Below are 26,365 nucleotides of genomic sequence, written 5' to 3' on the forward strand. Positions count from 1 at the left end.
CAGCAGCCGCTGACTTATGTTAGTTTTCTCGAATATGAGTATCCTCTAAAAAATAAATGGATATTCAATAATATTCATACCTTCATTTGTCAGCGAAACCTTAAATGGACGACGAGGACAGCGGTGATGGCAGACATTAACGGAACTTCAGGCGCAGAGACTCTTTACGGCGATATTGGTAGCGGCAGCAGCGATCAGAAAACCGGTGCGGTATTTGTGATGGGCGCCGATTTCAACATGGACAGTGGCAATTTCCACACTTGGTCTTTCCCACCTAAGTTGAGCTTTACCGGTTCCACGTCAACCGTAACTTACAATGATGACGATGGACAGCTGAACGGTGATGACCGTTGCAATGAGTTTTCTGACGACAAATCCCAGACTGTTTCAATTGATGGTCAGGAATACTCTGCCAACGTCGATTACAGCCTCAAGTACTGTGACAGCGACGGCAATGTTTACACCTTCGCGATTGTTGATGTGGATTCAGACGGTAACGGTCACCACTACTGCAACATTGGCGAAAATGGCAAAATCCTGATCCAAATCGATGGCCCAGAGATCACTAGCAGCACCGACCTCACCTTGGTACCTAACTCTTACCAGAACGTCAGCAGCCTGAACTATGACGACATCACTGAGCCACAAACTATCAATCCAGCAGATCTTGATGACACGATCACAGCGGGCGGTGGAGATGACACCGTTTATGGCCTAAAAGGTAACGACCACATTTCCGGTGAAAACGGTAACGACAAACTTTTTGGCGGTGACGGTGACGACACCATCTTTGGTAATACGTCGACGCCAAACTTCAGTGACGAACCAACCGTTACCGTGTTCCAAATGGGTAAAGATTTCACCATGGACAGCGGTAACTTTCACACTTGGTCTTTCCCGCCAAAGCTGGCGTTTGACGGTACCACCACGAAAGTGACCTTCCAAGACGATGATGGCGTGCTTAATGGTGATAACTACTGCAATGAGTATTCAGACGACAAATCTCAAACCGTGACTATCGACGGTCAGATCTATCCGGTTAATCTTGATTACTCACTGAAGTACTGTGATTCAGACGGCAACGTATATACCTTCGCGATTATCGATGTGGATCTGGATGGTAATGGCCATCACTACCACAACCTGAACGAGAACGGTAACCTACTATTGCAAATCGACGGTCCTGAAATCACGGATGTGACCGATTTATCACTGGTTTCCAACTCATACCAGAATGTTAGCTCTCTCAACTACGATGATATCGCTACTGAGAAGACAATGAAGTCTAACGACAACGACTACATTGATGGCGGTGCAGGTAACGATACTATTTATGGTCAGTGGGGCGATGATGAGATTCATGGCGGTTCAGGTGATGACATCATCTACGGCGGGAATGTCGCAACGGAAACCATTGAAACCGATCCAACGGCCACAGTGTTCGTGATGGGCGATGACTTCTCGATGCCATCAGGCGGTGAATTCCACACTTGGTGCTTCCCATCAAAGCTGGCGTTCGATGGCGGTATGACCGAAGTGACGTTCCAGGATGACGATGGCGTGCTCAATGGTGACAACTACTGTAATGAGTATTCAGACGATAAAACCCAGACCGTGACCATTGGTAACAACACTTACGCGGTGAACCTGGATTACACCCTGAAGTACACGGACGGCACTAACGTTTACAAGTTCGCGATCATTGATGTGGATCTGGATGGCAACAAGCACCATTACTGGAACCTTGAAGAAAACGGCAAGATCCTGTTGCAAATCGAAGGTCCGGAAATTACATCAGCGACTGATCTGACTTTGGTTCCTCACTCTTATGAAAACCTGAGAGAGATTGATTACACCGATTTTGCTGAAACCACCCAAGAAGTGACGGTGAGCGATAAAGACACCATCTATGGTGGCGATGGTGATGACTTTATCCACGCAGGGGACGACAATGATGTGGTCTACGGCGATGCAGGCGACGACAACATCAACGGCGGTAAGGGTGATGATATCCTTTACGGTGGCGACGGTAACGACACCATTTTGGGTGGTCAGGGTAATGACACCATTTATGGTGGTGCTGGAGACGATATCCTTCGCGGTGCAAGCGGTAGCGATAAGCTTTACGGCGGAGACGGTAACGACTATCTAGAAGCTGGCTATGACGATGATTACATCCTGGATGGCGGCGCGGGTCTTGACCTGTACGTGGGTAGTGAAGGTAATGATACCATGTACTTCGATCAGGAAGATTTTTCAGACCTCAATTTCCTGAAAGAAAACGGTAACGTTTATATTGGTGACCGCGGATTCGATCAATTGCTTGTTGAAGGTGATGCCAACGTCGATATGACTGGCAAGTCTTACGGTTTGACTTCGGGTCCTAAGCCAATTGCACAGGTAGAAGCCGTCATTGGTGACGAAGGCAACCAGACCGTGACAGCGAATGCTTTCGCTATCAATGCGCAGTCCGACCCATTCCAGTCAGCTTCTTTGACTGACCCAGGCGATTGGGATGGCTTCGTAGCATACTTGGGCGCGGGTGACGATACCTTCAACCTTGATGGTAATGGCTGGACGCTGGATGCAAATGCAACACCCAATGCAGAACTGTCTACTGACATGATTGCGTTCATGGGCCTGAACAGCACTCAGGTAGCAGAGCTGGATGCCTATGTATTTGAAACCAACTCAGGTTCAACCATCACAGTATGGACTGATGCTGAGACTGTCACTCTCAATGGCGACGAGTTGTTCTAACTTCTATTAGAAGTGAGTCTAAAAAGCCCGGCATGCTGCCGGGCTTTTTCTTTTTCTGAACCATGCTTAAATCAGCCTAAATTTCTGCATCCATTCCATACCGCATATCATCCCGCATAAACCAAAGGACTGAGATTCGCGTGAACATGTGTCTCATGAATTGTCTCGAATCGTCTTAGAGTTAAAGATTTCGCTAATTCACGTGTTTCTAAACTGGCTTTGATTAACGATGTTTCCAAAGACTGGAAATAAGCTTACACCGCATCGATATTGCTGTTCAGCCCTCGCGGAGGACGTGACATAACAAGAGAAACGAGGACAAAGGTATGGCAATAATCAATGGCACCAGCGGTGTCGATGCGCTCTATGGCGACATAGAACAAAGCAACAATCTTCTTATTAATGGTGATTTCGAAGCCTGGGGAGACGACACCTCCAACACTTGGGGGCTGTTCGACGACAACCAGGTAGCGGGTTGGTACACACCGGGTACCAACAAAATCGAACTGCAACAGGGTACTTTCGGCGGTACACCGACGAACAGTGTGACCAACACGGTTTTAGAACTCGACAGTCACACCAACACGTGGGTTCAACAGGACGTCGATGTCACCAATTTAACAGAGTCGGGAGACGCAACACTTAACCTTTCCTTTGATTACGCCAACCGCTATCGCGGCTCGGACACATCAACCAGTCAGTTTGAAGTCAAGGTGTTGGATAACCAGGGCAACCTGCTTTACAGCCAGTTCTTCGATAATACCCAAGCGAATACCAGCTATGTGAACTTTGGAATCGACTTTTCAGTCCCTGAAGGAACAACCGGTATTTCACTGCGTTTTGAAGCTAAGGGCACGTCTGACAGCTACGGCGCATTGATTGACAACGTTGCGCTGACAACTTCTACCGTGGGTGATGTTAACGACACCATCAATGGCTACGAAGGCGATGACTTTATCGATGGCCTAACGGGTAATGACATCCTCTATGGCGGCAACGGTAACGATGAAGTTTACGGCAGCGAAGGCGATGACGTTATCTATGGTAATGACGGGTTTGACGTTAACGGTACCCGAGAATTGCTGATTAATGGTGATTTCGAAGACTATGGTAACAACACCACCAACCATTGGAGCTTGCTGGACGATCATCAAGTCACGGGCTGGTACATACCCGACGGCAACAAGATTGAACTTCAACAAGGCACCTTTGGTGGTACGCCACAGAATGACGTCACCAATACGGTACTGGAATTGGACAGCCACACCAACACTTGGGTGCAGCAGGATGTCGACATCACAGGACTGGCTGAAAACGGTGATGCTACGCTGGAGCTGTCTTTCGATTATGCCAACCGCTATCGTGGCTCAGACACGGCGACCAGCCAGTTTGAAGTGAAGGTCTTCGACCAACAGGGCAATGTGATTTATTCCCAGTTTTTCGATAACACCCAAGCTAACGACCACTATGTGTCGTTTGCCACTGATGTGACCATTCCACAGGGTATGAATTTCATCAGCATCCGCTTTGAAGGCAAAGGACAATCTGACACGTATGGTGCGCTGATTGACAATGTTTCTCTCAGACAAGCACCAGACAGCGAGGGTGACGATGACATGCTCTTTGGCGGTCAGGGTAACGACACAATTTGGGGCGAGCAGGGTGATGATTACATCGAAGGCAACGACGGTAATGATGACATCCGCGGCGGTACCGGGGATGACACCATTCACGGCGGCGTTGGTAATGATGTGCTCTACGGGAATGCTGGTGATGACGTCATATATGGCGGTGAAGGCGACGATTTGCTGAAAGGTGGTAGTGGCAGTGATCAGCTTTACGGTGGAGCGGGCAACGACTACCTTGATGCCGGGTTTGATGGAGACTACATCCTTGATGGTGGTACTGGCTTGGATATCTACCGCGGTAGCGAGGGTGACGACCTCCTTTTGTTTGATGCAGAAGACTTCTCAGACATCAATTTTATCAATACCCACGACAATGTTTATTTGGGTGACCGGGGCTTCGACCAGTTGATCATTCAAGGCGATGCCAACGTTGATTTCACCGGTGTCTCTTACGGTGTGACTGCGGGAGGTGAAAATCCAATCGCTCAGGTAGAGGCAGCAATTGGTGATGATGGTGATCAGTCAGTCTCTATCAGTGCGTTTGCCATTCATGAACAATCCGATCTGCCTCAGCCGACCACCTTCACCGATCCAGGTGAATGGAATGGTTTTGTTGCTTACCTTGGAGATGGTAATGATTCATTCAATCTGGAAGCAGGTGGCTGGACTTACAACGCTGCTGCCACTCCATCAGCCACGCTTTCAGCTGAGATGATTTCTATCCTTGGTCTGAGCAGCGCACAAGTCGGCGAATTGCAGGCGTATGTTTTCGACCACGCTGTACATAACACCATCACTATTTGGACAGATGCAGAAAGCGTCTATCAAGACGGTATCAGCATCATCTAAATCGCGAGCAATCATGAAAACACTCAGCCCGGCAACCGCCGGGCTTTTTTATACCAATCACAGTAGGTAGCTGATCAGAAATAGGGTAGGAGAAATGCTCGAGAACAAGGCAAGAATATTCGATAAGTAGTTATTCTACAGTCAAATTTTCCAACGCAGTTATCGAGCATTTTGACAATCTAGAATGAGCAGATATTGACTACGATTGGTATTATGCCCGTTGCTTTTCCTTCAATTGAGCAAGGGCAATGTTAAAGGTGTCTGCATTCTTGTTTTCATCCAGCGCTCGGCAAAGCAGGGCTTCCATGGTTTCCGGTGCCAGTCCGCCAATCGGGGGATCGGTATCCAGATTGGTTGGGAAGGCATAGCCATCTGCAGCGGCTGTGGCGATGGCGGCTTTTTCAGCCGATGACAGTGAACCGTTTTGCCAGATGGCGCGAAGGGTCGGATAAACATTTCGACAAATTTCTGCAGAATCAACCGTTTCCATAGGCTTGGCGAAAGCTGAAGAGATTTGTAGTAGATTGGCACTGCGATGGAAATCTTGGGTGATGTTTGCACCTGCTGCATGAAATAAAGCAGGGTTAAAGAACACTGCGTCGCCTTTTTCCAAAGAAACCTGAATGTAGTGGGATTCAAAAAAGTCCTGAAAGGCTTTCTGGTGGTATGCGATATAGCCAAGCGGGTATTGCTGGGAAAAAGGCAACAGCTTGGTTGGGCCACTTTCCAAAGGCATGTCGGTATGCGCAACTGCACCTTGCAACGTCAGCATCGCTGACATCTTCTGTGCATGCAGTGGGTAACGAACCGTTTCTTCCGGCACCTGAAAACCAAGATGATAATCACGGTGCGAAACCTGCGCCTCACCACCGGGACGCACAATATTGACCTGTGCCGTGACCTGATAATGTGGCCCCAACCAAGCTTCACTGACGTAAGTCAGTAGCGGATTTTTGTAGTAATCAACAAAGGTTTCCGGGTCAGCTTCCGCACTTTTCTGGAACACATTCCAGATGCGTCCATTAGCTTGCGGACCTGTTTTGCCAAAGTGGTCTCCTGCGCCAAATCCCTTCTCCGCCTCAAGGATTTTTTCGAATACTTCGCTCATTTCATCAATCACGGCAGTGTTGTCATAGAAACGTTTAATGGCAATCACACCCGGTCCATATTGCAGTGCATGGGCGATTTCGTCCTGAAAGGCTCCGACATTTGATCCAGCAGAGCGCATGGCATCACCATTAAATATCAACACGTTATCAATGACGTCATCAGCCAAGGGGTAGTCGGCTTTGTTGGTGATTTGCGACGTGCAGACCTTAGCAAAAACCTCAATGTCGCAGCTTGCTTTGCTAAAAAACGAAAGGCGTGGAGGGGAGTGCAAATCCATAGCGATACCTCTTTGGCTAAATCGTCGAATAACTGTCTTTATTTCACTATAGCGCCAATTATGAAATATAAATTTCACTTTGTTGAGAATTGAAAAATATGTTCTATTATTGGCAGATTGGATCATCAATCAGTTCATGATCAGTCACGACAAGGAGCCGTTATGTCTGACCTGCTTTCCAAGCGAAACCTGCCCGACGAAAAAGGGCGCTACCAGAATATCACTCCCGCCTCTGCAGGCTGGAAATACGTAGGCTTTCAGGCTTACCAACTCGCACCTGATGAAACGATCACGTTCAAAGCCAGCAGTGACGAGGAAATCTGTCTTGTGCTGGTGGGCGGTAAAGCGAATGCCACATTGGCAGGTGAATCACTGGGTGAAATTGGCGACCGTTCAGGGCCGTTTGAAAAGAAAAAACCGTACTCGCTATACGTCACTGCGGGAGATACTGCTGAACTGACTGCCACCACGGACGTTGAGCTTGCAGTATGTCGCGCTACGGGTAAAGGCACATTTCCTTCTCGTCTTATCACTCCTGAGCAAGTTGGCGCAGAGGCGAGAGGAAACGGCAATAACAAACGCTATGTACACAACATTCTCCCAGATAACGAGGACGCAGACAGCCTGCTGGTGGTAGAAGTCTATACTGACGAAGGTTGTACCAGTTCATACCCCAGCCACAAGCATGACAGGGACGCACCGCCGGAAGAAACACACCTTGAGGAAACCTACTACCACAGATTGAACCCGTCTCAGGGTTTCTGCATTCAGCGGGTTTATACCGATGAGCGTGATCTTGATGAAAGCATGGCCGTTTACGACGGCGATGTGGTCATGGTTCCCCGTGGTTATCATCCTGTGGCGACCATAGCGGGTTATGACAGCTATTACCTGAATGTCATGGCGGGGCCAGTAAGAAAATGGTTGTTCACCTGGGAAGAAGACCATGCGTGGGTGAACAGTCCGGAATATGCCAACAAGCACAACAATCAAAAATAGCAGTAGCAAAAGGAGAGGCTATGTTTAATATCGCGTTATTCGGCTGTGGACGGATAGGGAAAGTCCATGCAGTGAATATAGACGCTCACCCGCTGACTCAAATCAAAGCGGTGATAGACCCTTATCACGAAGGCGCTGCCAAACTTGCAGATGAATATGATGCCGAAGTGATGACTACGGAAGAAGCCATGGCAGATCCGGATATTCATGCCGTGGTGATTTGTTCCGCGACAGATACCCATGCGGATTTGATTGAGCAAGCTGCGCGAGCGGGCAAAGCAATTTTCTGTGAAAAGCCGATAGACCTGAGTTTGGAGCGAGTCAGGGGATGCCTGAATGTCGTGAATGAAAATAATGCCAAGTTACTCGTTGGCTTTAACCGTCGCTACGACCCTCAATTCCGTACCCTGAAAGATTTGTTTGAATCCGGCGCAATTGGTAAAGCCGAAACCTTGGTGATCACGTCCCGCGACCCATCGCCACCACCTGCTGAATACGTGAAAGTATCCGGCGGCATTTTCCGTGACATGTCGATTCATGATTTGGACATGGCACGTTTCATCATGGGTGAAGATCCGGTTTCAGTATCAGCGCACGGCTCATGCTTGGTAGACCCAGCGATTGGTGAAGCTGGCGATATCGACAGTGCTGTTGTGGTCATGCATTTCGAATCCGGTGCGATGGCGACCATCATTAATAGCCGCCGTTCTGGCTATGGTTACGATCAACGTATCGAACTGCATGGCAGCAAAGGCATGTTGAAAGCAGGCAATGTCCGCGAGCATCAGGTTGAACATTGGGGCGACGAAAACTGTGCTGCGGCTAAGCCTCAGTACTTCTTCCTGGAAAGATACAAAGACGCTTACATTGCCGAGTGGCAACACTTTGTCGATGTATTGGAAGGCAAAGCAGAGCCGCAATGTACTGGCATGGATGGCGAATTGGCCCTTTACCTCGCGGAATGTGCGCTGGAATCGCTGGAAATGCACCAAACGGTGAAAGTGAATTAGTTTCCTCCTACAAAAATAAGAGGAGGCAGTCTCAGTACTGCGTCCTCTTTTTTTGCGCGAGTTGCAATTAATATGTATAAATATACAGTGTTGATATTCACACAAAATATGGGGAAGACATGGAGCGTTGCAGCTGGGCGAATGTAAGCGAACTGGATCAGAAATATCACGACGAAGAGTGGGGTGTGCCTGTTCATGATGATCAGCAACTGTTTGAAATGCTGATTCTGGAAGGTGCGCAAGCAGGATTAAGCTGGACCACTATTCTCAAAAAGCGTGAAGGTTACCGCGAAGCTTTCGACAAATTCCATATTGAAACCGTGGCGGCCTATGACGAAAAGAAAATCGCCGATCTGTTGGAAAACCCGGCCATCGTCCGTAACAAACTCAAAGTGAATGGCACTGTGATTAACGCCAAGTTGGTGTTGGAAATCCAGAAAGAGTTTGGCGGCTTCAACGAATACATCTGGCAGTTTGTGGGTGGAAAACCCATCATCAATCATTGGGAAACCTTAGGGGATGTCCCAACTTCCACACCCGAATCTGATGCCATGAGTAAAGCGCTGAAAAAGAAAGGCTTTAAGTTTGTGGGTACCACGATTTGTTATGCCTATATGCAGGCGACCGGTATGGTGAACGATCACCTGACAAGCTGCTTCCGCTATGGGGTTGATGTCGGCGAATAAGACCGATAAAAACAGAAAAGCTGGCATCTCTGCCAGCTTTTCTGTTTTAGCTCTTCTTGTTGATTCTCACCACGGCATAAACCACCAGAATCATCCCTAGGCCGTGCCAGATGGTGAAGGCTTCATCAAGCAGGGTAATAGCAAAAAGTGCGGTCACTGCTGGACCAATATTGCTGGTTAGACTCAGCACAGATGGGGTTAACCTTGCCATGGCCGCAGCAACAAAGTACGAAGGCAATACCGTACAGAAAAAACCCAGCACGACGCCCAGTGCAATAAGCTCATTCGACATCTCACTGAATTGCGCGCCTTTTACTTGATACTGAGCCATGATCACCAATCCTGCACTGCCCATACCAATACTGGTGAAAAGTTGGGAACCCATCTGGCCAATCACTTTCTTACTCAACACCAAATAAACGGCAAAGGCCAAAGCCGCACCAATGGCCATCACACTACCAAGCCAAACCTGTGAACCAAATGAGCTGAAATCATGCAGCACAATCATGGCAACGCCGACATAACCAATAGCGATAGAAAGAAACGTCCCTTTGCGCGGTGCCTCTTTCATAAAGACCCAACTGATGATCACCACAAACGATGGAAACAGGAAGATCAACAAGCGTTCCAGTTGAGCTGAAATAAACTCTAGCGCCATGATGTCCAGCAATGCCGCGAAGTAGTAGCCAAGTACACCGACAAGTGCAGCTTTCCAGCCAAATTGTCGAACTTTGCTGCGTTCACTGGCATTTCGGCATAGCCAGAGCAGGATGAGGAAATAAATAGGAAGGGAAGACGCTGCACGAAGACTCATGATAGCAGTGGCATCACCACCCATCGTGTACGCGAGCTTGATAAGCACAGGCTTGACAGAGAAAAGCACCGTGCCAACTAAGGCGTAAATGATACCGGTTCGGTAATCGGAGGAGTCTTGCGTACTGACAGACGCGTCATTCATTGTTCACTTCCTTGAATTTGGTTTGTTGTTTTAATCAAGGCTGTGAGAGGACGACATCCGGCTGTTCTACTCACAGCCGGAAACGAGCCACTCTACCGACTGAAGGGCATAAGAAGAAGTAGCCAGAGTGGTAGAGATTTGAAAATCATAAGTGACTCTTTTTTGGTGATGAATTTTTAAACTACAGAAATAGAGACGGGTGGGCAAGGGAATTTTTGGATTGGTTTTGAATGCAGAGTGAGCAAATTCTCCCAATTGGGTCGCAAACTAGAAATGCCAATCCACTGAGTCTCTACGAGGGCGTGATACGGTCCCTTGAGTTTGCTAGAAAAGATTAACTCTTTTCAGTCTACACAACCCCCAGTCCTCCTCATTTTGTTGTTGTATATCCGGAGTAATATGGAAATTCGAAGAATTTGTTCTGATGACTTAAATGGATTTTGGGCGCTTTGGCAAAGTGTCTTCAATGAGGGTATTTACCTTCGTAGCCCTCCGCCGCCCAAACACAAAATTGATGTTGTTTTGAATAAAATCACTCAACAAAAAATACCTCAATTCGTTGCGATCATTGATAACGAGATCGTTGGAAGCGTTGAGGCTTTCCCTGGGACAATGTGTGGGCAGCACTCAGATGAAGTTGGGTTTATTGGTGCTCAAGTGCATTCGGATTTCAGGGGCCAAGGTATTGCTAAAAAGTTACTGGAGGCGGTATTGCTGGATAGTCGGCGCTTCGGCTTCAAAGAGCTGAAACTCGAAGTCTATGAATCAAACCTAATCGCGCAAAAGCTTTACGAAAAATTTGGCTTTCAGTACACGGGAGAAAAGGGTGAAGTGGAGCTTCCGTCAGGTCAAATGGAATGTAGCTTGAAGATGAACCTACTCCTCTAATAGCCACTTTTTCTAGTTAACATAAAGGTTTTGAGGATCTAATTCACAGTCAGCTTTACTGTCATTTCATAGCAACGAGATGGTGGTTTGAGTTTTGTGGTTTTTGAAAGCCAAAGATCAAGAAATAAGATTTTAAGCAGCGAACTCAAATCACCAAATCCCGAACCTTTCTGGTCGACCCTTCTTCCAGCACTTGTTGCTTTAACACGTCTTTGTACAGATTAAACATGTACGCCTGACCCGCTTGAATACCCATGCCATAGCCTTCATCGAGCTTGGATTTCTTCATGGTGAAGCGGCCAACCGGAAAGGTGTCTGGTGGCGCAATTACATTCACTACGCAATCCTTTGGCGGGTTCTTAATAAACGCCAGCGAGGCGTTATAACGCTCGGCACGTTTACGCATCGCATCTGCAACGTGAGGGTACTTCTTCAGCAGTTGATCCATCAGCTTAGGCATTTTCATTGGAGACATTTCATAGTCGCCAGGCTGTGACAGGATAACTGTGATTTCTCGCGCACCGCGTCGATAGGCTTCTGCAACCGGGATGGAATCGGCAACGCCACCATCGGTGTAACAGCCACCAGAGAAACACGGCGTCGGGCGATAAGCGATCGGCAGGGCAGTGGTCGCTTCAAGCACTTTTGACATATTGTCTGGCTTCACCCAGTAATAGTCTGCATCACCAGTATCCACGTTGGTTACGGTTGCCAGCAAAGGAATGTTGTTGAACAGGGTGTTTGTGTCGAGAGGGAAGCGGCGTAGAGACTCTTGTTCCAGCCACTGAACGTCAACCAGATTACCGCCACGAACAAAACGTGCAGGGTTAAAGAAAGCATCATCGGTCGCTAAACCAGTGATGACCTGATAGCTGCGGTTTGGCTGCTGCGCAAGATAACCCAGCAGGTTGGAGGCACCAGCAGACACGCCAATGGCGAAATCAAAAGGATTAAAATTAACGTCCAAAAACGCATCTAACACACCGCTCGCGAAAATACCGCGCATGGCTCCACCTTCAACGACCAGTGCTTTCTTACCTGACATGTTTCTTATCTCTTACTCTGTAGCTATTGGCATTAGGTTAAGGTTTTTCATCTGCTAGCTGAAATCGTTAGTGACTATTCAATCGATAGGCACGACTTAACTTAGGCCAGTGAGTATTAGACTTATGTGTTGCTTTCATTTTATTTCAATGTCTTAACTTGTAAGTGGGTAACGCTCATTCTTTCTATAGCGGCAGTGACGTTAAGGTAAGGTTTCGCAGGGGTATTGAAAGTACCTATTGCATCAGAAAGATTCATTTATCACTGCCGCCATAGATTCTTCTTACCATTCCACCTTGGTATCAGCCATTTTTTCGAGCATTTTTACAATCGACCAGTTATCTCCCTCGGGATACATGGTTTTACCTGCCTGGAATAACTCGAAAGCTGAGGCGGTCGTAAACATAGGCACGCCGTTTTCTTTTGCCATGGCCATTGTGATGCTGAGATCTTTATACATGGTGGCGATATGACTTCCCGTTTTTTCGAATTTCCGATCCAGAATCAGCTTGGCGCAATTGTTAAAAAGAGGGCTAGCGGCGGCGCTTTTGCCAAAAACTTCAAAGAGGACTTTGCCATCGACACCAGCTTTGGCTCCGAGTACCAATGATTCGAAAATAGCGGTGAAAGAAGCACCAATGTAGGCCTGCAACGAGGCTTTCACGGTTTGTCCTGCCCCTACTTGTTCACCGACATAGAGAATGTTGCTGGAAATGGCCTCTAACAGGGGACGATTGGCTTCGAGGACGCTGGATTTGGCTGCAGGCATGAGTGTCAATGTTGCATTCTGTGCACCGCCCAAGCCCCCACTGACAGGGCTATCAATCATCTCCAGTCCCTTTTCCTGAGCAATGGCGTAAGCTTCACGAATTTCAGAGGCGTGAATTGTTGCAGTGACAATAATCGTGCTACCAGGCTGCATTGATTCCCCTAACTGCTGCACGACGTTTTTGACTTGTGTCCCGTTCATCACCATAACAAAAGCAACATCGCAATATGTGCCGACGTCAGAACAGGTTGCTGCGGTTGCTCCTCCTATCTCTCGTAGCGACTCCATCCTTGATTCACTAAGGTCAAAGCCAATTGGCTGAAACCCACTCTTCTTGAGGTTCATTGCCATCTGTGATCCCATGTCACCTAACCCTATAAAACCTACATTTTTCACTGAAAACCTCCGTGTAATTCAATAAGGGTCAATAAAATCAAAAGACATCAATTACTTTTTATCGACAATAGGAGGTTAGAACTAGTTTCTCTTGTGCTCAAACAAAGGTCCTCCTTAAAAATAGTGTAAGTCTCGCTTCTTTCTTGAAAGTAATAAACTAATTACACCTCTGTTTTTATTGGGGTTATTAGGTTTTTTGTGGAGGTGTTTAGCAATTAGAATGACTTTGGAGTATGGTAGATTTCATCAAATCACATCAATCGGAAATAGTGCGTTCTCTCTGTTGAAAATACATTATCAATTATAAATTTGCTTTTTCTTATTTTTGATAAGGTAGAAAAATGATGGATTTTGAGGTTTATAATTTATAAACCTCAAATAAAATCATAATAAAAGCTCAACTAGGAATTAGCGATGAAACCAAAACAAAAATTCCGCTTGTCTGATATTGCTGACCTAGCGGGAGTCAGCACGGCAACTGTTGATCGTGTCCTAAATCGTCGACCTAATGTCAGGGCACTTACAGCTGAGAGGGTTTGGGAAGCTTATCAAAAGTTAAAAGATACCAAGTTGGGGCAAACGCTAGAGGAGAGAAGGCTTAAGTTCAAAGGAGTTATACATTGCATCCTACCATCAGGCGCTGGACCTTCGATTGATGAAAACCTGAAATTGGCATTGCAGGCTGTTGGTGGGCATTACGAGAGACCAGTGAGTTTTCATTTCTATCGACGTATTGACCCAGTAGCGTTTAGCCATGCGATCGAGCAGGCTCTTAATGAGGGGGCTGGTGCGCTTGTTGTCCTCGGTATTGACCACCCACGCACAACTCATCGCTTGAGTGCCATCAGAGCAACAGGGATGCCTGTCGTTTCGTTACTTTCTAATCTTTCGGTCTCTCCACAGCTGAGCCATGTGGGTATGGATAACCGCGCTGCTGGTAAAACGGCAGGAGCCTTGATGGGGCGTTTTCTTAGAGCTGATGAAGGTGAAGTGGCGATTTTATGCGGAAGTTCTATGTATCAAAGCCATGAAGACCGCGAAATGGGTTTTAGAGCTGCTCTTAGAGAAAGATGCCCAAGCATTCGAGTGTTGGATGTGTTAGCTGGTAAGGATGGGCCAGAGGATAATCATGACAACGTGGTCGATCTTATACGTTGCCAACCTAATTTAAAAGGAATTTACAACGTAGGCTCAGGTAATAGGGGGATTGTCAGTGCCTTGATAGAGTTGGGTATAGAAAAAGATATTGTGGTGGTTGCACACAACCTAACTTCTAGCTCTAGGGACTACCTAATTAGTCACGCAGTGGATGCTATTATTCACCAAAATATGAATGACGTTGCGAGAGGAGCTTTTGAATTATTGGCAGGTTCAGCGCCAGCAACCGGAAGCAAAATAATACGTACTGAGATCATTTTGCAAGAGAACCTGCCCATTGAATAATGTCACTTATAGCGCGCTGCGGTAATAAACTCACCAAAAGATTCACACCAAACAATCACGGTATTGAATTGCGATGGGTCGACATCACTAGGGACTTCTACCAAGAAATTCTGGAAGGTTTTTACATCACCCACGCGTTGCATTTGTGGCTTCAAGCGGTTGAAATCGGCTTCTGTTTCAACAAACTCAGGTGAAAGATAGAGTTTATAGTCTGGGCCTGGCGCCAGTTCTCCCATCAGTGAAATCGTTTCTGGGCCGATAGACACTTTACCTTCACCCCAATGGAAGGTGTCGCTGTCTTTCAGATCTTTACGGAATTCACCCAAGTAATTGGCTTTAGACGCGGTTGATTCGATCACTTCAACAGAAGGGCCTTCCGGCGCGATAAGAATCGGTAGTGCGTAAATACCAGCAGCAAAACCGATGGCGATGGCAAAGCCATGAGTGAAAAGTAAAACGATCCAGTTTTTCATTGCATCCCCTGCGTGAAAGTTTTTCTTAACTAGAGTGTAACCTAACACGTTGCTTTAGCGGGTGAAGTGACAAAAAGCCCGCCGGGCGAAACCGGGCGGGCTTTTTCAATTCCTTCTCAATTGTGGAGCGGGAATTATACGTCGATTGGCTCGGCGACTTTCACTACCAATTTACCGAAGTTTTTTCCTTCCAGTAGGCCCATAAAGGCTTTGGGTGCAGCATCTAAACCTTCAACGATTTGCTCTTTGTACTGCATTTTGCCCTCCATCAGCCATTTGCCCATGTCGGCAGCAAACTCGTCGTAACGGTGACCGTAATCATCAAAGATGATGAAGCCTTGCATCTTGATACGCTTGATCAGCAAGGTCGCCATTAGCAGTGACATGCGGTCTGGTCCCTCTGGCAGTGTGGTCGCGTTGTATTGAGAAACCAATCCACATAGCGGGATGCGTGCACCAGTGTTAAGTAGTGGAAGTACCGAGTCGAATACTTTACCGCCAACGTTTTCATAGTAAACGTCGATGCCTTTGTCACAAGCGGCTGCCAGTTGTTCTGCGAAGTCATCCGCCTTGTGATCGATACAAACATCAAAGCCAAGTACTTCAACCGCGTGGCGACACTTATCTTCACCGCCTGCAACACCGACGACTTTGCAGCCTTTTAGTTTGCCGATTTGACCCACTGTCGCGCCAACCGGGCCAGTTGCGGCTCCTACAACCAAGGTGTCACCTTCTTTAGGCTGACCAATATCCAATAGGCCCATGTAAGCAGTAAAGCCGGGCATACCCATGATGCCCAGCGCGAACGAAGGATGAGTAGGGGATTTTCCCAGTTTCAGCAGACCTTCGCCGTCAGACACGGCGTAAGACTGCCAGCCCGAGAAGGCCAGCACCCATTCGCCTTTTTCAAAGCCAGGATTCAGTGAATCCTCAACCTGACAAACCGTCGCGCCGACCATCACATCATCAAGCTCAACAGGATCAGCGTAAGATTTAGCATCGCTCATGCGGCCACGCATGTAAGGGTCGAGTGAGAGGTAAATGGTGCGAAGCAGCAGTTCACCATCTTTCAGGGCAGGAACGTCCTGAGATTCCAAACGGAAGTTATCGGTAACAGGCGCGCCAACTGGGCGTGAAGCTAGAACAATGCGGTTGTTTTCCAACGAAACTGACATGTGCTGATTCCCTTTACGTTGTGATATCATTGCTAGACCAGTCGTCTAGTAATTGAGTAAAAAAATCCGCCAAGTGCTTTTGGCGGTTTTATCGGCGCTGCTGCGCCCTTTGATTAAAAAGCGTGTTGTCCTTTGAGCAGGTGCTCTGTGCTTTCCAGCGCCTGTTTCATCGGCTCTACATTCTGGTTGAGCTTGCTCATCAGGCTTGCACCAATCCAAAGTTGATAAAGCTGACTGGCGGCTTTTTCAGCGTTACTAACCTGAATCGAACCGTCTTCAATGCCAATCTGAACGCAATCAGCAAGCATAGCGACAATTCGGTTTGCGCCATTCAGCAACGAAATACGCATAGATTCAGACAGGTCAGACACTTCTGCACTCAGCTTCACCACCAGACACCGCTGGCTGCCACACATGCCGTCATTTACTTCAATCCATTTCATCCAGTAACCCATGAGCTTCTCAAAGCCATTGAGAGAGGGGTTGCTGAAATGCGCATCCAGTTTGGTCTGATATTGAGAGAAGTAGTCTTCGATCAACGCTTCGCCGAATTGTTCTTTGGATTTGAAATAGTGATAGAAGGAGCCTTTCGGCACCCCGGCATGATTAAGCAGTTGCGCCAGACCGACGTTCGAAAAGCCTTTTTCAACAATGAGTTGATAGCCGACGTCGAGAATATGCTGGCGGGTAGATTGGGTCTCTGTGTTCATGGTGAAGCAGATTAGCGGAAATTAGACCAGTCGTCTAGTGGTGATCTTAAGGATGATCCTACCAGTGAAATAACCGATGAAATGTTTGTTTCATTGGTTGCGATCTGACCGTTTCGATCTTAGTATAAAATGAAACGTACATTTCATAATGCGGTTAGGTGAAGTGTATTTTTCAGGTTCAGCCACACTGAACAGGATGGGAAATCTGACAGGAGTCGGGAATGACGACGGTAGAAAAAACATTGGACGTGATTTGCCTTGGGCGAGTCGCCGTTGATTTGTATGGGGAGCAGGTCGGTTCGCGCCTAGAAGACATGCGAACCTTTGCCAAATATTTGGGTGGCTCGTCGGGCAACGTTGCTCACGGTACCGCAAGGCAGGGGTTGAAATCCGGCATGTTGGCACGTGTTGGTGACGAGCACATGGGACGCTTTGTTACTGAGGAATTGGAGCGTGTCGGCGTCGATACCAGCAATATCATCATCGATAAAGAAAGGCTAACCGCGCTGGTGCTGCTTGGCATCAAAGATGAAGACACCTTCCCGCTAATTTTCTACCGCGACAATTGCGCTGACAAAGCCATCACCCCAGAAGACATTAATGAAGATTACATTGCTTCTGCCAAGTGTTTGGCGATCACGGGCACCCACCTTTCCAATCCAAGCTCCCGTGAAGCGGTAATCACCGCACTGAACTACGCACGCAAGCATGGCGTTCGCACAGCCTTGGATGTGGACTACCGTCCGGTCCTTTGGGGCCTGACTTCGCTGGGAGATGGTGAAACCCGCTACATCGAATCAGATGAGGTCACCCGCCAGCTTCAGGAAGTGCTGGGCCTGTTTGACCTGATTGTCGGCACCGAAGAAGAGTTTCACATTGCAGGTGGTTCGGAAGATTCCGTCGAGGCGCTGAAATCTGTTCGTACCTTTACGGATGCGACCTTGGTATGCAAACGTGGCCCGCTGGGGTGCAGCGTATTTACCGACGAAATCGGTAGTGTTCTGGATGACGGCATCACGGTGAAAGGCGTACGCGTGGAAGTGCTGAATGTACTCGGCGCGGGTGATGCTTTTATGTCAGGTTTGCTTCGTGGCTACCTGAATGATGAATCCTGGGAGCAATGCTGCCGCTATGCTAACGCCTGTGGTGCGCTGGTGGTTTCCCGCCACGGTTGCTCGCCAGCCATGCCTACCAAAGAAGAATTGGATTACTACCTGCAACATGAGCATGAAATCCCACGCCCGGATAGGGATAGCATGCTGAACCACCTTCACCGTGTAACCACCCGAGAGCTGGCTTGGAGTGATTTGTGTGTGCTGGCGTTCGACCATCGCGCTCAGTTTGTCGAAATGGCACAGGAAGCGGGAATCGATATCGCGCATATCCCTTATCTCAAAAAACTCATCTGGCAAGCGGCTCAGGAAGTGGCGCAGGAATCTGGTCTGAAAGGAAAAGCGGGGATTCTGTGCGACTCTACTTTTGGCATGGAAGTGCTGAATGCTGCAACAGGGTTTGGCAATCATGTCAGTGAGCGCTGGTGGGTAGGACGACCTATCGAGCTGCCGGGCTCTCGTCCTTTGCGCCTTGAACATGGCAACATCGGTACTCAACTCGCGAGCTGGCCAAAAGAACAGGTCGTTAAATGCCTCGTTTTCTATCACCCCGACGATACCCGGGGGCTGCAATTGGAACAGGAAAACATGCTTCGTGAAGTCTATGAAGCCTGTTGCGCTGCGGGGAACGAGTTGTTGGTGGAAGTGATCTTGCCGAAAGATATCGAGGTGAGCTCCGCGAAAGAAGCAGATTTTCTTTACTTGCGTGCGATGACCCGTTTTTACAATTTGGGCATCAAACCAGATTGGTGGAAATTGCCTCCACTGACCAAGCAAGGCTGGCAGGCGGCAGATGAACTGATTGAACAACGCGATACGCATTGTCGTGGCGTGGTGCTGTTGGGACTGGATGCGCCGGCCGATGAGCTGAAAGCGGGTTTTGCTGCGTCGTCAGTTTCGAAAACCGTGAAGGGTTTTGCTGTCGGCCGCACCATCTTTGGTGAGCCAAGCCGTCAGTGGATGCGTGGCGAGCTGGATAACCAAGGGTTGGTTGCTGCCGTTAAGGCGAATTATCTCGGGTTGATTGAAACCTGGCGCCAACGCGGAGAGTAAGGAGACGATCATGGCTGTTGAATTAGGGATAAACCCACTGACGTGGACGAATGATGACTTGCCCTCGCTGGGCGCTGAAACGCCCTTAGAGGTATGCCTTTCTGAAGGCAGACAGGCTGGTTTTACCGGGTTTGAGTTGGGAAACAAATTTCCGCGTAACCCTGATGTGCTGGGCCCGATTTTGGCAAAGCACGACCTGAAGCTGGTATCTGGCTGGTATTCCGGTGAACTGCTGAGCAGAAGCGTAGAGCAGGAAATTGAAGCGATGCAATCGCACCTGAATCTGCTGAAAACGCTCGGTGCGAAGGTCATGGTGTTTGCGGAAGTCACAGGTTGTGTTCACGGAAATCAAAACATGCCTGTCGAGAGGCGTCCGGCGTTTCCTGAACATCGCTGGCAGGAGTACGGCCAAAAACTGACGGAACTGGCGAAGTACACCCAATCCCACGGGGTACAGATCGCTTATCACCACCATATGGGCACCGTGATTGAAAGCGAAGCGGATGTGGATCGTCTGATGGCGGAAACAGGCCCAGAAGTCGGCTTGCTGCTGGATACCGGTCATCTGCATTTTGCTGGTGGCGATCCTATTGCTGTCGCCAAGCGTCACGCCGACAGAATTAATCACGTGCATTGTAAAGACATTCGCCAATCAGTTCTGGACGATGCCAAAAACCGCAGGCTCAGCTTTTTAGATGCCGTATTAAATGGCGTGTTCACCGTACCGGGCGATGGTTGTATTGACTATGCGGCGGTGATGGATGTGCTGAAACAGGCAAATTACTCAGGTTGGTTAGTGGTAGAAGCAGAGCAAGATCCTTCGATTGCGCACCCACTGACATACGCAACACTCGGATATAACAATTTGGCGTCCTTTGCGCGAAATGCCGGATTGATGTGATTGAGACATGGAGACCCAAGACATGGAAACAGTTCATAACTTTATTAACGGACAAATCGCAGAAAGCAGTACTGAACGATTTGGCGCAGTATTTGACCCAGCGACCGGCGAGCAAACCCGTCAGGTGGTATTGAGCAAAGCAGAAGAAGCAGAGGCGGCCGTGGCTGCTGCGCATGCGGCTTTTCCTGCATGGAAGAAAACGCCACCATTACGCCGTGCCCGTGTGATGTTCCAATTCAAAGCGCTGCTTGAAGCGAATCAGGACAAACTGGCTCGCCTTATCAGTAATGAACACGGAAAAGTCTACTCTGATGCTGTGGGCGAGTTGACCCGCGGTTTGGAAGTTGTCGAGTTTGCTTGTGGAATTCCACATCTACAAAAAGGGGAGAGCTCTGCAAATGTGGGCTCTGGTGTTGATAGTCACTCCATAATGCAGCCCCTTGGCGTGTGTGCCGGGATCACCCCATTTAACTTCCCCGCGATGGTACCGATGTGGATGTTCCCGATTGCCCTTGCTACCGGTAACACCTTCGTACTCAAGCCTTCTGAGAAGGATCCGTCTTTGGGTCTGATGCTGGCCGAGTTACTGAAAGAGGCCGGATTGCCAGACGGCGTGTTCAACGTGGTCAACGGCGACAAAGAAGCGGTTGATGTGCTGCTGACAGATCCGCGCGTTCAGGCGGTGAGCTTTGTCGGTTCAACACCTATCGCGGAGTACATTTACTCCACGGCGTCTGCGCATGGCAAACGTTGTCAGGCACTCGGTGGTGCGAAGAATCACTGTATTTTAATGCCTGATGCTGACCTTGAAATGGCAAGCGGCGCGATAGTCGGTGCTGGCTTTGGCGCGGCGGGCGAGCGTTGTATGGCACTGTCTGTTGTTGTCGCTGTTGGCGATGAAACGGCCGATAAGCTGGTGGCTTCGCTGTCAGAAAGCATCAACAAAATGCGTGTAGGCCCGGGTATTGTAGACGGCCCTGAAAACGACATGGGGCCAGTTATTTCCGCACAGCATCGCGACAAAATTGTCGGCTACATTGATGCGGGCGTTGAGCAGGGCGCGAAACTGGTGGTCGATGGTCGCGGCCGTAAGGTGGAAGGGCATGACAATGGCTACTTTGTCGGCCCCACGCTATTTGATGACGTCACGCCAGATATGACCATCTATCAGGATGAAATCTTTGGCCCCGTGTTGTCTGTAGTTCGTGTTCCGGATTACCAAACCGCCTTAGAACTGATTAACCGCCACGAGTATGGCAATGGTTCTGCCATCTTCACCCGAGACGGTGAAACTGCCCGTCAGTTCAGTGAAGATGTGTTGGCAGGTATGGTAGGCGTTAATGTGCCAATTCCTGTACCAATGGCATTCCACAGCTTTGGCGGCTGGAAACGCTCAATCTTTGGACCACTGAATGTGCATGGTAACGATGGCGTTCGCTTCTATACCCGAATGAAAACCGTCACCACCCGCTGGCCAGCCAGTGTGCGGCTGGAAACCCACGATAGTCATTTCACTATGCCGACAATGGGATAAAAGAAAATAATGTAAAAGGCTACGCTTGTAGCCTTTATTTAAATATATTGTATTTTAATAAAGCTATTATCTCTAAGCTCTAGACCTTTTTATGTGTAATATCTCTTTTCTCTTATTCTTTATATGGAATTATAAATATATTTTCGATTGATATTGCTTTGTGGTTATGAAAGGCAAGCTTACTTGCTGTTGAACTTTTAACTTAACCCGGAAGTTTAGGTTATTGATAGAAATGTAATCACTGATATGTTGAGAATTGTTGCAAATGAGATGTATTTTTATTCCGCCTTAGTCAAGGTTTTTAAACTTTATAGGGGGAAAAATGAAAAATATGTTTAAAGGAAAAATAGGTCGCTTATTTTCAACTTTTCCCATCATCTTCGGAATGGCAGCTTTTCCGGTTTCAGTCAATGCTGACGTGGCTGGATCGCTAGAGAGTTGCACACGTCAGGTTGAAAGTTATGACGTCTATGAAGCGCTTAAAGTATGTATTGAACAACAACGTGAAGCGCTAGGTATCGCGGGTATCACAGTATCTGTTGTGAAAAACAACACACCAGTGTTTTTGCATGGATTCGGGTATGCAGATATCGATCAAAATAAATTGGTAACACAAGAAACTGGCTTTCGTATCGCATCTATAACCAAGACATTTACTGCTATCGCGGTAATGAAGTTGGTGAACGAAGGGCGTATTTCACTGGAAGATAGCATTTATACATATCTGCCTGATTATCAACCTAAGGTATTACCAGGGACAGACCCAGATATACGTATTAGAGATCTGTTGACACACCACAGTGGTATTTCCTCTGGCTGGATTCAGTCTTACGAACCTAATAAGCCCCTTTTAGACCAGTGGAGAGAGATACCTTTGCGATTAAGCAAAGATTATCTCACCTGGGATAGAAGAACGGTTCACGCATACAACAACCAGGCTTACAGTCTAGCGGGCTTAATCGTTGAGCGTGTTTCTGGTTTGGAGTGGCCTGAATATCTTGAGCAAGAGTTCTTTAAGCCTCTAAACATGCAAAATGCGCTTAGTTATCTCCCAACATCTCGAGAGGGTGTGGCAAAGGGGTATTTGGGTTCCGCTAATACCTCTTTGACTGAGAGTGTTGATTTACCTGCTGGCTCTATTATTGCCAGTGGTAATGACATGGCTCGCTACATGCAAGCTATTCTAGACAGTTGGTTGTATGATTCACATTCAATCCTGCCAAAAAGTCTTCTTAAGGAGATGGCCTCTCGACAAAATACAGATGTTGTATTTGATGGTGAGATGAATATGGGGATTGGCTTTTTTAATATTTCTGTAAACGGTCACAAGGTCATCGCACACGGTGGCGATTTGCCTCCTTTCCATAGTTTAATGTTGATAGCACCTAATCATAATATGGGTGTGTTTGTATCAACTAATGATGGCTTCGGTGAGGGCTACGTGAACGAGCTAGCAACAGCGTTGCTATCGAGCTTGCTGCCACAGAATGAAGATATGCCCGATCCTTACTTTCCTATTGGTGACACGATAGAAAGCCCTCTCCTAAATGGCCTATATGTGGGTGACGACATTTTGAAAGTGGTGAATGGCAGTGATGGCAAACAGTACGTGATAGCGGGAGACTTCTCTAGTGAGATAGTTGCCGTTGCGCCCCACTTCTATGATGTTGTTGGTCTTGATGAAGTATATTTGAAAACGAGTGAAAAGCATCAAGGCTTCAGGCTTATTATCTCTGGTGAGGAACGGTCGCTCTATTTTCCTGTTTCTCTGACTCACGCAGATGAAAGCTTTGAACACTTTGTTGGAACGTATGAGCTGAAAGGGCGAGAATCACCCATCGCTCAGTATGTTATTGTGGATTACGATGCCGAGGAACAATTATTGTATTTCGCATATTCTCCAGAATATTCTCCGACGCCGCTTAAAGTATTGAGTGATACGCTGATTAAAGTACAAGGCTTTGGTAGAAATAAAGGCATGGTGTTTGAAATGATTGATGAGCACACTATGTATGCTGTTGGTCGAGAGTATCGAAATATTAACTGATAAAGAAATTAACAAATAATAAGGCCGCATAAGCGGCTTTATTATTTGGAAAATACCTAAGTTTAATGCTGTAATGCACGAACAGCGTCTGCTGTATCTTGAATGGACTCAACGGCCGCTCTAGGTGTCCAACCAAACACTTCCTTGGTTGCAGAAGTATTGGCGCTCAGGTTCATGTTAAGCATCCCAAGCATGCCTTTCGCTTCGCGGTCAAACAAGGCAGTGAACTTCAACACAAAATCTGGCGCTTTTCTCGTGCTTGGTCCTTTGTAGCCTTGGTCTTTCATGACCTGAGCCATTTGGATAAAGCTGATTGGGTCAGACGTAGCTGCAATGACTCTCTTACCTTTGGCACTGGTTTCAGTCAGCGCTTTCACGTGCAAAACCGCCAGATCACGAACATCTACCATCGGAAAAGCAATGTTTGGCAGCATTGGAAGCTTGCCGCGAAGCATTTGGTCGGTCAGTGCCATGGTTTGTCCTGTGATGTTTTTACCAAGCGGAGGACCGAATACGCCACCTGGGTTAACCACAACCAACTCCATGGCATTTTCATCTGAAAGAGTGTCCATAAATTCCCAGGCTGCACGCTCCGCCAGCGTTTTACTTTTGGTGTAAGTGCTGATCTCGGTTGAGTTAGTATCCGTCCAGTTGTCAGGGCCGAATGTACCTGTCTTCATGGTACCCATCATCGAAAGGATGGAGCTTGTCAAAACAACACGTTTAACGCCTGCAGCTTTTCCCGCACGCAAGGCGCGAAGTGAACCCTGAACAGCAGGGATGATCATTTCATCTTCGGTTTTAGGATTGGCAATCGTGAAAGGAGAGGCGATGTGCATGATGTAATCACATCCTGCTGCTGCTTCATCCCAGCCCTTGTCAGAGGTCAGGTCCAAATGAGCAAAACTCAGGTTGGCAGTATCTACCGACGCTGCTTCAAGTGTTGCGCGAACTTCATTTTCTTTCGCTTCACTTCGAACAGAACCAACAACTTCAAAGCCTTGTTCAAGTGCTTCTTTCGCACAGTGGAGTCCAATAAAACCTGAAATGCCAGTTAGCAGCACTTTTCCGCGAGTATCTTGCGTCATGGTAGATGTCCTTTTTGAATTGTTTATTAAAATACTGGGTGGTACATTAATGCGAGTGAGAACATACTGTCAACATTAAAATACCAGTTGGTACTTAAATATGACCCAAGAAAAAACCAAAGCAGCCAGGGGAAGACCCAAGACCATCAACCGGGAACGTATTCTGGATGTGGCGATGAAGGCCTACTGGCAAGAAGGTACCCGAGGTGTTTCTATCAACGAAATCTGTAAACTGGCAGAAGTGTCCAAGCCCGGTCTGTACAGGGAGTTTGGTAATGAAGATGGACTCATGCAAGCAGCGTTAGCGGCTTATATTGAGCAAACTTTTTCCCCTTTGATTACCAAATTAAAAAGCCAAACTTCGCTAAGCGGTGTGTTGGCGGAATTGGTTGAATTCGTCTGCAATGAGCGAGAAGAGTTACCTGATGGGTGCCTGATGGTAAAAATGCGGGATACCCAAACTAAACTCGGGGACAAAACACAGAATGCGTTAGTGGAAATTCATCACCAATTTATGTTTTTCATCGAAGGCTGGGCGCAAAGAGCAAGGGAAGGCGGCGAGATACCTGAAACTATGTCTAACCAGTTTGTGGCAGATTATATCGATGCGCAATTAACTGCAGCCTTGGCGCAACGGGCGCGTGGAGAAGATGCAGAGAAAGTGAGGACTGTGTTGAAGATGGCGTTTTCAGTTTTAAGTAGATTAGCTTAAAGAAAAAGCCGCAATAGCGGCTTTTCCTAAATTTATATACTTACTAAAAACGGAAACGAGCGCCAAGGCTGACAGTGTTTAAATCCAAGCTCACATTGTCTTGGTAGTCTATTTTGGCAGCCTGATATCCAGCCACAACGCCAAAAGTATCCGTAAACTGGTATGCAGCCTCGATGCCGTAAGAAATGCCAAATTCGCTCTCAGTGCCAACGGCTGTCAACGAGGACGATTCACTACTAAACGTAATATCAGTTGTGTAAGAGCCGAAGCCCAGCACGCCAGTTAGAGAGAAACCACTGTCACCAAAATAGTATGTTGGCTTCACACTAACCACTACGGAGGAAACATCAGTATCGGCTTTGGTTCCGCCAATATTATTGATGTCTGCTGAGCCGTAGTCATTTATGGATGCTTCAAAAGCTAGGTCAAATTTATCATTTAAAGCATAAAGATAGCCCAAGTTTATATTGAAGCCTTTTGCTGTGTCGCTAGATTGTGGAGAGGTGCCTGTCAATCCTAAATCAAGTTCATAATCTGAAGATAGATAGTTAACACCAATGTAGAGATTGTTATCGTTTGCTAACGCTGATGTAGACGCCACTGCCAGTAATAAGAGAGAAGTGTTAAGAAGTTTCATCGTCATTCCTTTGCCTGCCAATTGATCCAAATATCACAAAGCCTTCTGGCTACATTTTATTAACAATACCAGCAGCCCTTATCATAATCTGACTCGCAAATGAGAA

General features: G+C 47.5%; 21 protein-coding genes. 12 read left to right on the forward strand and 9 right to left on the reverse strand.

Features of this window, described 5'->3' with window-relative positions; translation table 11 throughout:
* The first annotated feature begins 126 nt into the window (after positions 1 to 126).
* Positions 127 to 2,760: a calcium-binding protein gene (locus K6Q96_RS06080; protein ID WP_251878649.1), complete on the forward strand. Its 2,634-nt coding sequence runs from the start codon at positions 127 to 129 to the stop codon at positions 2,758 to 2,760.
* Positions 2,761 to 3,086: 326 nt separating this feature from the next.
* Positions 3,087 to 5,237: a calcium-binding protein gene (locus K6Q96_RS06085; protein ID WP_251878651.1), complete on the forward strand. Its 2,151-nt coding sequence runs from the start codon at positions 3,087 to 3,089 to the stop codon at positions 5,235 to 5,237.
* 211 nt (positions 5,238 to 5,448) lie between these two features.
* Here K6Q96_RS06085 and K6Q96_RS06090 read toward each other — a convergent pair whose 3' ends face one another.
* Entirely contained in the window at positions 5,449 to 6,624 is a 1,176-nt protein-coding gene (locus tag K6Q96_RS06090; protein ID WP_251878653.1) for a phytanoyl-CoA dioxygenase family protein, read from the reverse strand.
* Between the two features lie 162 nt (positions 6,625 to 6,786).
* Between K6Q96_RS06090 and iolB the strand changes: the two genes are divergently transcribed.
* The 3 genes from iolB (at position 6,787) to K6Q96_RS06105 (ending at position 9,319) form a co-directional block, all read left to right on the forward strand.
* Positions 6,787 to 7,623: a 5-deoxy-glucuronate isomerase gene (gene iolB, locus K6Q96_RS06095; protein WP_251878655.1), complete on the forward strand. Its 837-nt coding sequence runs from the start codon at positions 6,787 to 6,789 to the stop codon at positions 7,621 to 7,623.
* A gap of 20 nt (positions 7,624 to 7,643) precedes the next feature.
* On the forward strand, positions 7,644 to 8,633 hold the full coding sequence (gene iolG, locus K6Q96_RS06100; protein WP_251878657.1) for an inositol 2-dehydrogenase: 990 nt from the start codon (positions 7,644 to 7,646) through the stop codon (positions 8,631 to 8,633).
* Between the two features lie 119 nt (positions 8,634 to 8,752).
* Positions 8,753 to 9,319, forward strand: coding sequence for a DNA-3-methyladenine glycosylase I (locus tag K6Q96_RS06105; protein ID WP_251878659.1), 567 nt, complete (start codon positions 8,753 to 8,755; stop codon positions 9,317 to 9,319).
* Between the two features lie 46 nt (positions 9,320 to 9,365).
* Here the strand turns inward: K6Q96_RS06105 and K6Q96_RS06110 are convergent, their stop codons facing one another.
* Positions 9,366 to 10,277: a DMT family transporter gene (locus K6Q96_RS06110; protein ID WP_251878660.1), complete on the reverse strand. Its 912-nt coding sequence runs from the start codon at positions 10,275 to 10,277 to the stop codon at positions 9,366 to 9,368.
* A gap of 399 nt (positions 10,278 to 10,676) precedes the next feature.
* Here K6Q96_RS06110 and K6Q96_RS06115 point away from each other — a divergent pair, with 399 nt between their 5' ends.
* Positions 10,677 to 11,165, forward strand: coding sequence for a GNAT family N-acetyltransferase (locus K6Q96_RS06115; RefSeq protein WP_251878662.1), 489 nt, complete (start codon positions 10,677 to 10,679; stop codon positions 11,163 to 11,165).
* A gap of 145 nt (positions 11,166 to 11,310) precedes the next feature.
* Here the strand turns inward: K6Q96_RS06115 and K6Q96_RS06120 are convergent, their stop codons facing one another.
* Positions 11,311 to 12,210: a patatin-like phospholipase family protein gene (locus K6Q96_RS06120; RefSeq protein ID WP_251878664.1), complete on the reverse strand. Its 900-nt coding sequence runs from the start codon at positions 12,208 to 12,210 to the stop codon at positions 11,311 to 11,313.
* 282 nt (positions 12,211 to 12,492) lie between these two features.
* Positions 12,493 to 13,374: an NAD(P)-dependent oxidoreductase gene (locus K6Q96_RS06125; protein ID WP_251878666.1), complete on the reverse strand. Its 882-nt coding sequence runs from the start codon at positions 13,372 to 13,374 to the stop codon at positions 12,493 to 12,495.
* A 414-nt stretch (positions 13,375 to 13,788) separates the two neighbouring features.
* Between K6Q96_RS06125 and K6Q96_RS06130 the strand changes: the two genes are divergently transcribed.
* The gene (locus tag K6Q96_RS06130) at positions 13,789 to 14,817 is read left to right on the forward strand and encodes a LacI family DNA-binding transcriptional regulator (protein ID WP_251878668.1); all 1,029 of its coding nucleotides are present in this window, start codon (positions 13,789 to 13,791) and stop codon (positions 14,815 to 14,817) included.
* A 2-nt stretch (positions 14,818 to 14,819) separates the two neighbouring features.
* On the opposite strand, the gene K6Q96_RS06135 is transcribed toward K6Q96_RS06130, so the two are convergent.
* The 3 genes from K6Q96_RS06135 to K6Q96_RS06145 form a co-directional block, all read right to left on the reverse strand.
* Positions 14,820 to 15,290, reverse strand: coding sequence for a DM13 domain-containing protein (locus tag K6Q96_RS06135; RefSeq protein WP_251878670.1), 471 nt, complete (start codon positions 15,288 to 15,290; stop codon positions 14,820 to 14,822).
* 134 nt (positions 15,291 to 15,424) lie between these two features.
* On the reverse strand, positions 15,425 to 16,465 hold the full coding sequence (curA, locus tag K6Q96_RS06140) for an NADPH-dependent curcumin/dihydrocurcumin reductase (RefSeq protein ID WP_251878672.1): 1,041 nt from the start codon (positions 16,463 to 16,465) through the stop codon (positions 15,425 to 15,427).
* A gap of 113 nt (positions 16,466 to 16,578) precedes the next feature.
* Positions 16,579 to 17,175, reverse strand: a complete 597-nt coding sequence (locus K6Q96_RS06145; protein WP_251878674.1) for a TetR/AcrR family transcriptional regulator — start codon at positions 17,173 to 17,175, stop codon at positions 16,579 to 16,581.
* A gap of 221 nt (positions 17,176 to 17,396) precedes the next feature.
* On the opposite strand from K6Q96_RS06145, the gene K6Q96_RS06150 reads away from it, so the two are divergent.
* The 4 genes from K6Q96_RS06150 to K6Q96_RS06165 all read left to right on the forward strand — a co-directional run bounded on the left by K6Q96_RS06150 (position 17,397) and on the right by K6Q96_RS06165 (position 23,822).
* The gene (locus K6Q96_RS06150) at positions 17,397 to 19,340 is read left to right on the forward strand and encodes a bifunctional 5-dehydro-2-deoxygluconokinase/5-dehydro-2-deoxyphosphogluconate aldolase (protein WP_251878676.1); all 1,944 of its coding nucleotides are present in this window, start codon (positions 17,397 to 17,399) and stop codon (positions 19,338 to 19,340) included.
* Positions 19,341 to 19,350: 10 nt separating this feature from the next.
* On the forward strand, positions 19,351 to 20,241 hold the full coding sequence (gene iolE, locus K6Q96_RS06155; protein ID WP_251878678.1) for a myo-inosose-2 dehydratase: 891 nt from the start codon (positions 19,351 to 19,353) through the stop codon (positions 20,239 to 20,241).
* 22 nt (positions 20,242 to 20,263) lie between these two features.
* Positions 20,264 to 21,775: a CoA-acylating methylmalonate-semialdehyde dehydrogenase gene (locus tag K6Q96_RS06160; RefSeq protein WP_251878680.1), complete on the forward strand. Its 1,512-nt coding sequence runs from the start codon at positions 20,264 to 20,266 to the stop codon at positions 21,773 to 21,775.
* 322 nt (positions 21,776 to 22,097) lie between these two features.
* Positions 22,098 to 23,822 carry a serine hydrolase domain-containing protein gene (locus K6Q96_RS06165; protein WP_251878682.1) on the forward strand — a complete coding sequence of 575 codons (1,725 nt, stop codon included), beginning with the start codon at positions 22,098 to 22,100 and terminating at the stop codon, positions 23,820 to 23,822.
* Between the two features lie 62 nt (positions 23,823 to 23,884).
* Here the strand turns inward: K6Q96_RS06165 and K6Q96_RS06170 are convergent, their stop codons facing one another.
* Positions 23,885 to 24,910 (reverse strand): NAD-dependent epimerase/dehydratase family protein, encoded by a 1,026-nt coding sequence (locus K6Q96_RS06170; protein WP_251878684.1) that lies wholly within the window; start codon positions 24,908 to 24,910, stop codon positions 23,885 to 23,887.
* A 100-nt stretch (positions 24,911 to 25,010) separates the two neighbouring features.
* Here K6Q96_RS06170 and K6Q96_RS06175 point away from each other — a divergent pair, with 100 nt between their 5' ends.
* The gene (locus K6Q96_RS06175; protein WP_251878686.1) at positions 25,011 to 25,622 is read left to right on the forward strand and encodes a TetR/AcrR family transcriptional regulator; all 612 of its coding nucleotides are present in this window, start codon (positions 25,011 to 25,013) and stop codon (positions 25,620 to 25,622) included.
* A gap of 43 nt (positions 25,623 to 25,665) precedes the next feature.
* Here K6Q96_RS06175 and K6Q96_RS06180 read toward each other — a convergent pair whose 3' ends face one another.
* Positions 25,666 to 26,259 (reverse strand): outer membrane beta-barrel protein, encoded by a 594-nt coding sequence (locus K6Q96_RS06180; RefSeq protein WP_251878688.1) that lies wholly within the window; start codon positions 26,257 to 26,259, stop codon positions 25,666 to 25,668.
* Positions 26,260 to 26,365: the final 106 nt, after the last annotated feature.

The sequence above is a fragment of the Grimontia kaedaensis genome (assembly GCF_023746615.1).
GTDB lineage: Bacteria > Pseudomonadota > Gammaproteobacteria > Enterobacterales > Vibrionaceae > Enterovibrio > Enterovibrio kaedaensis.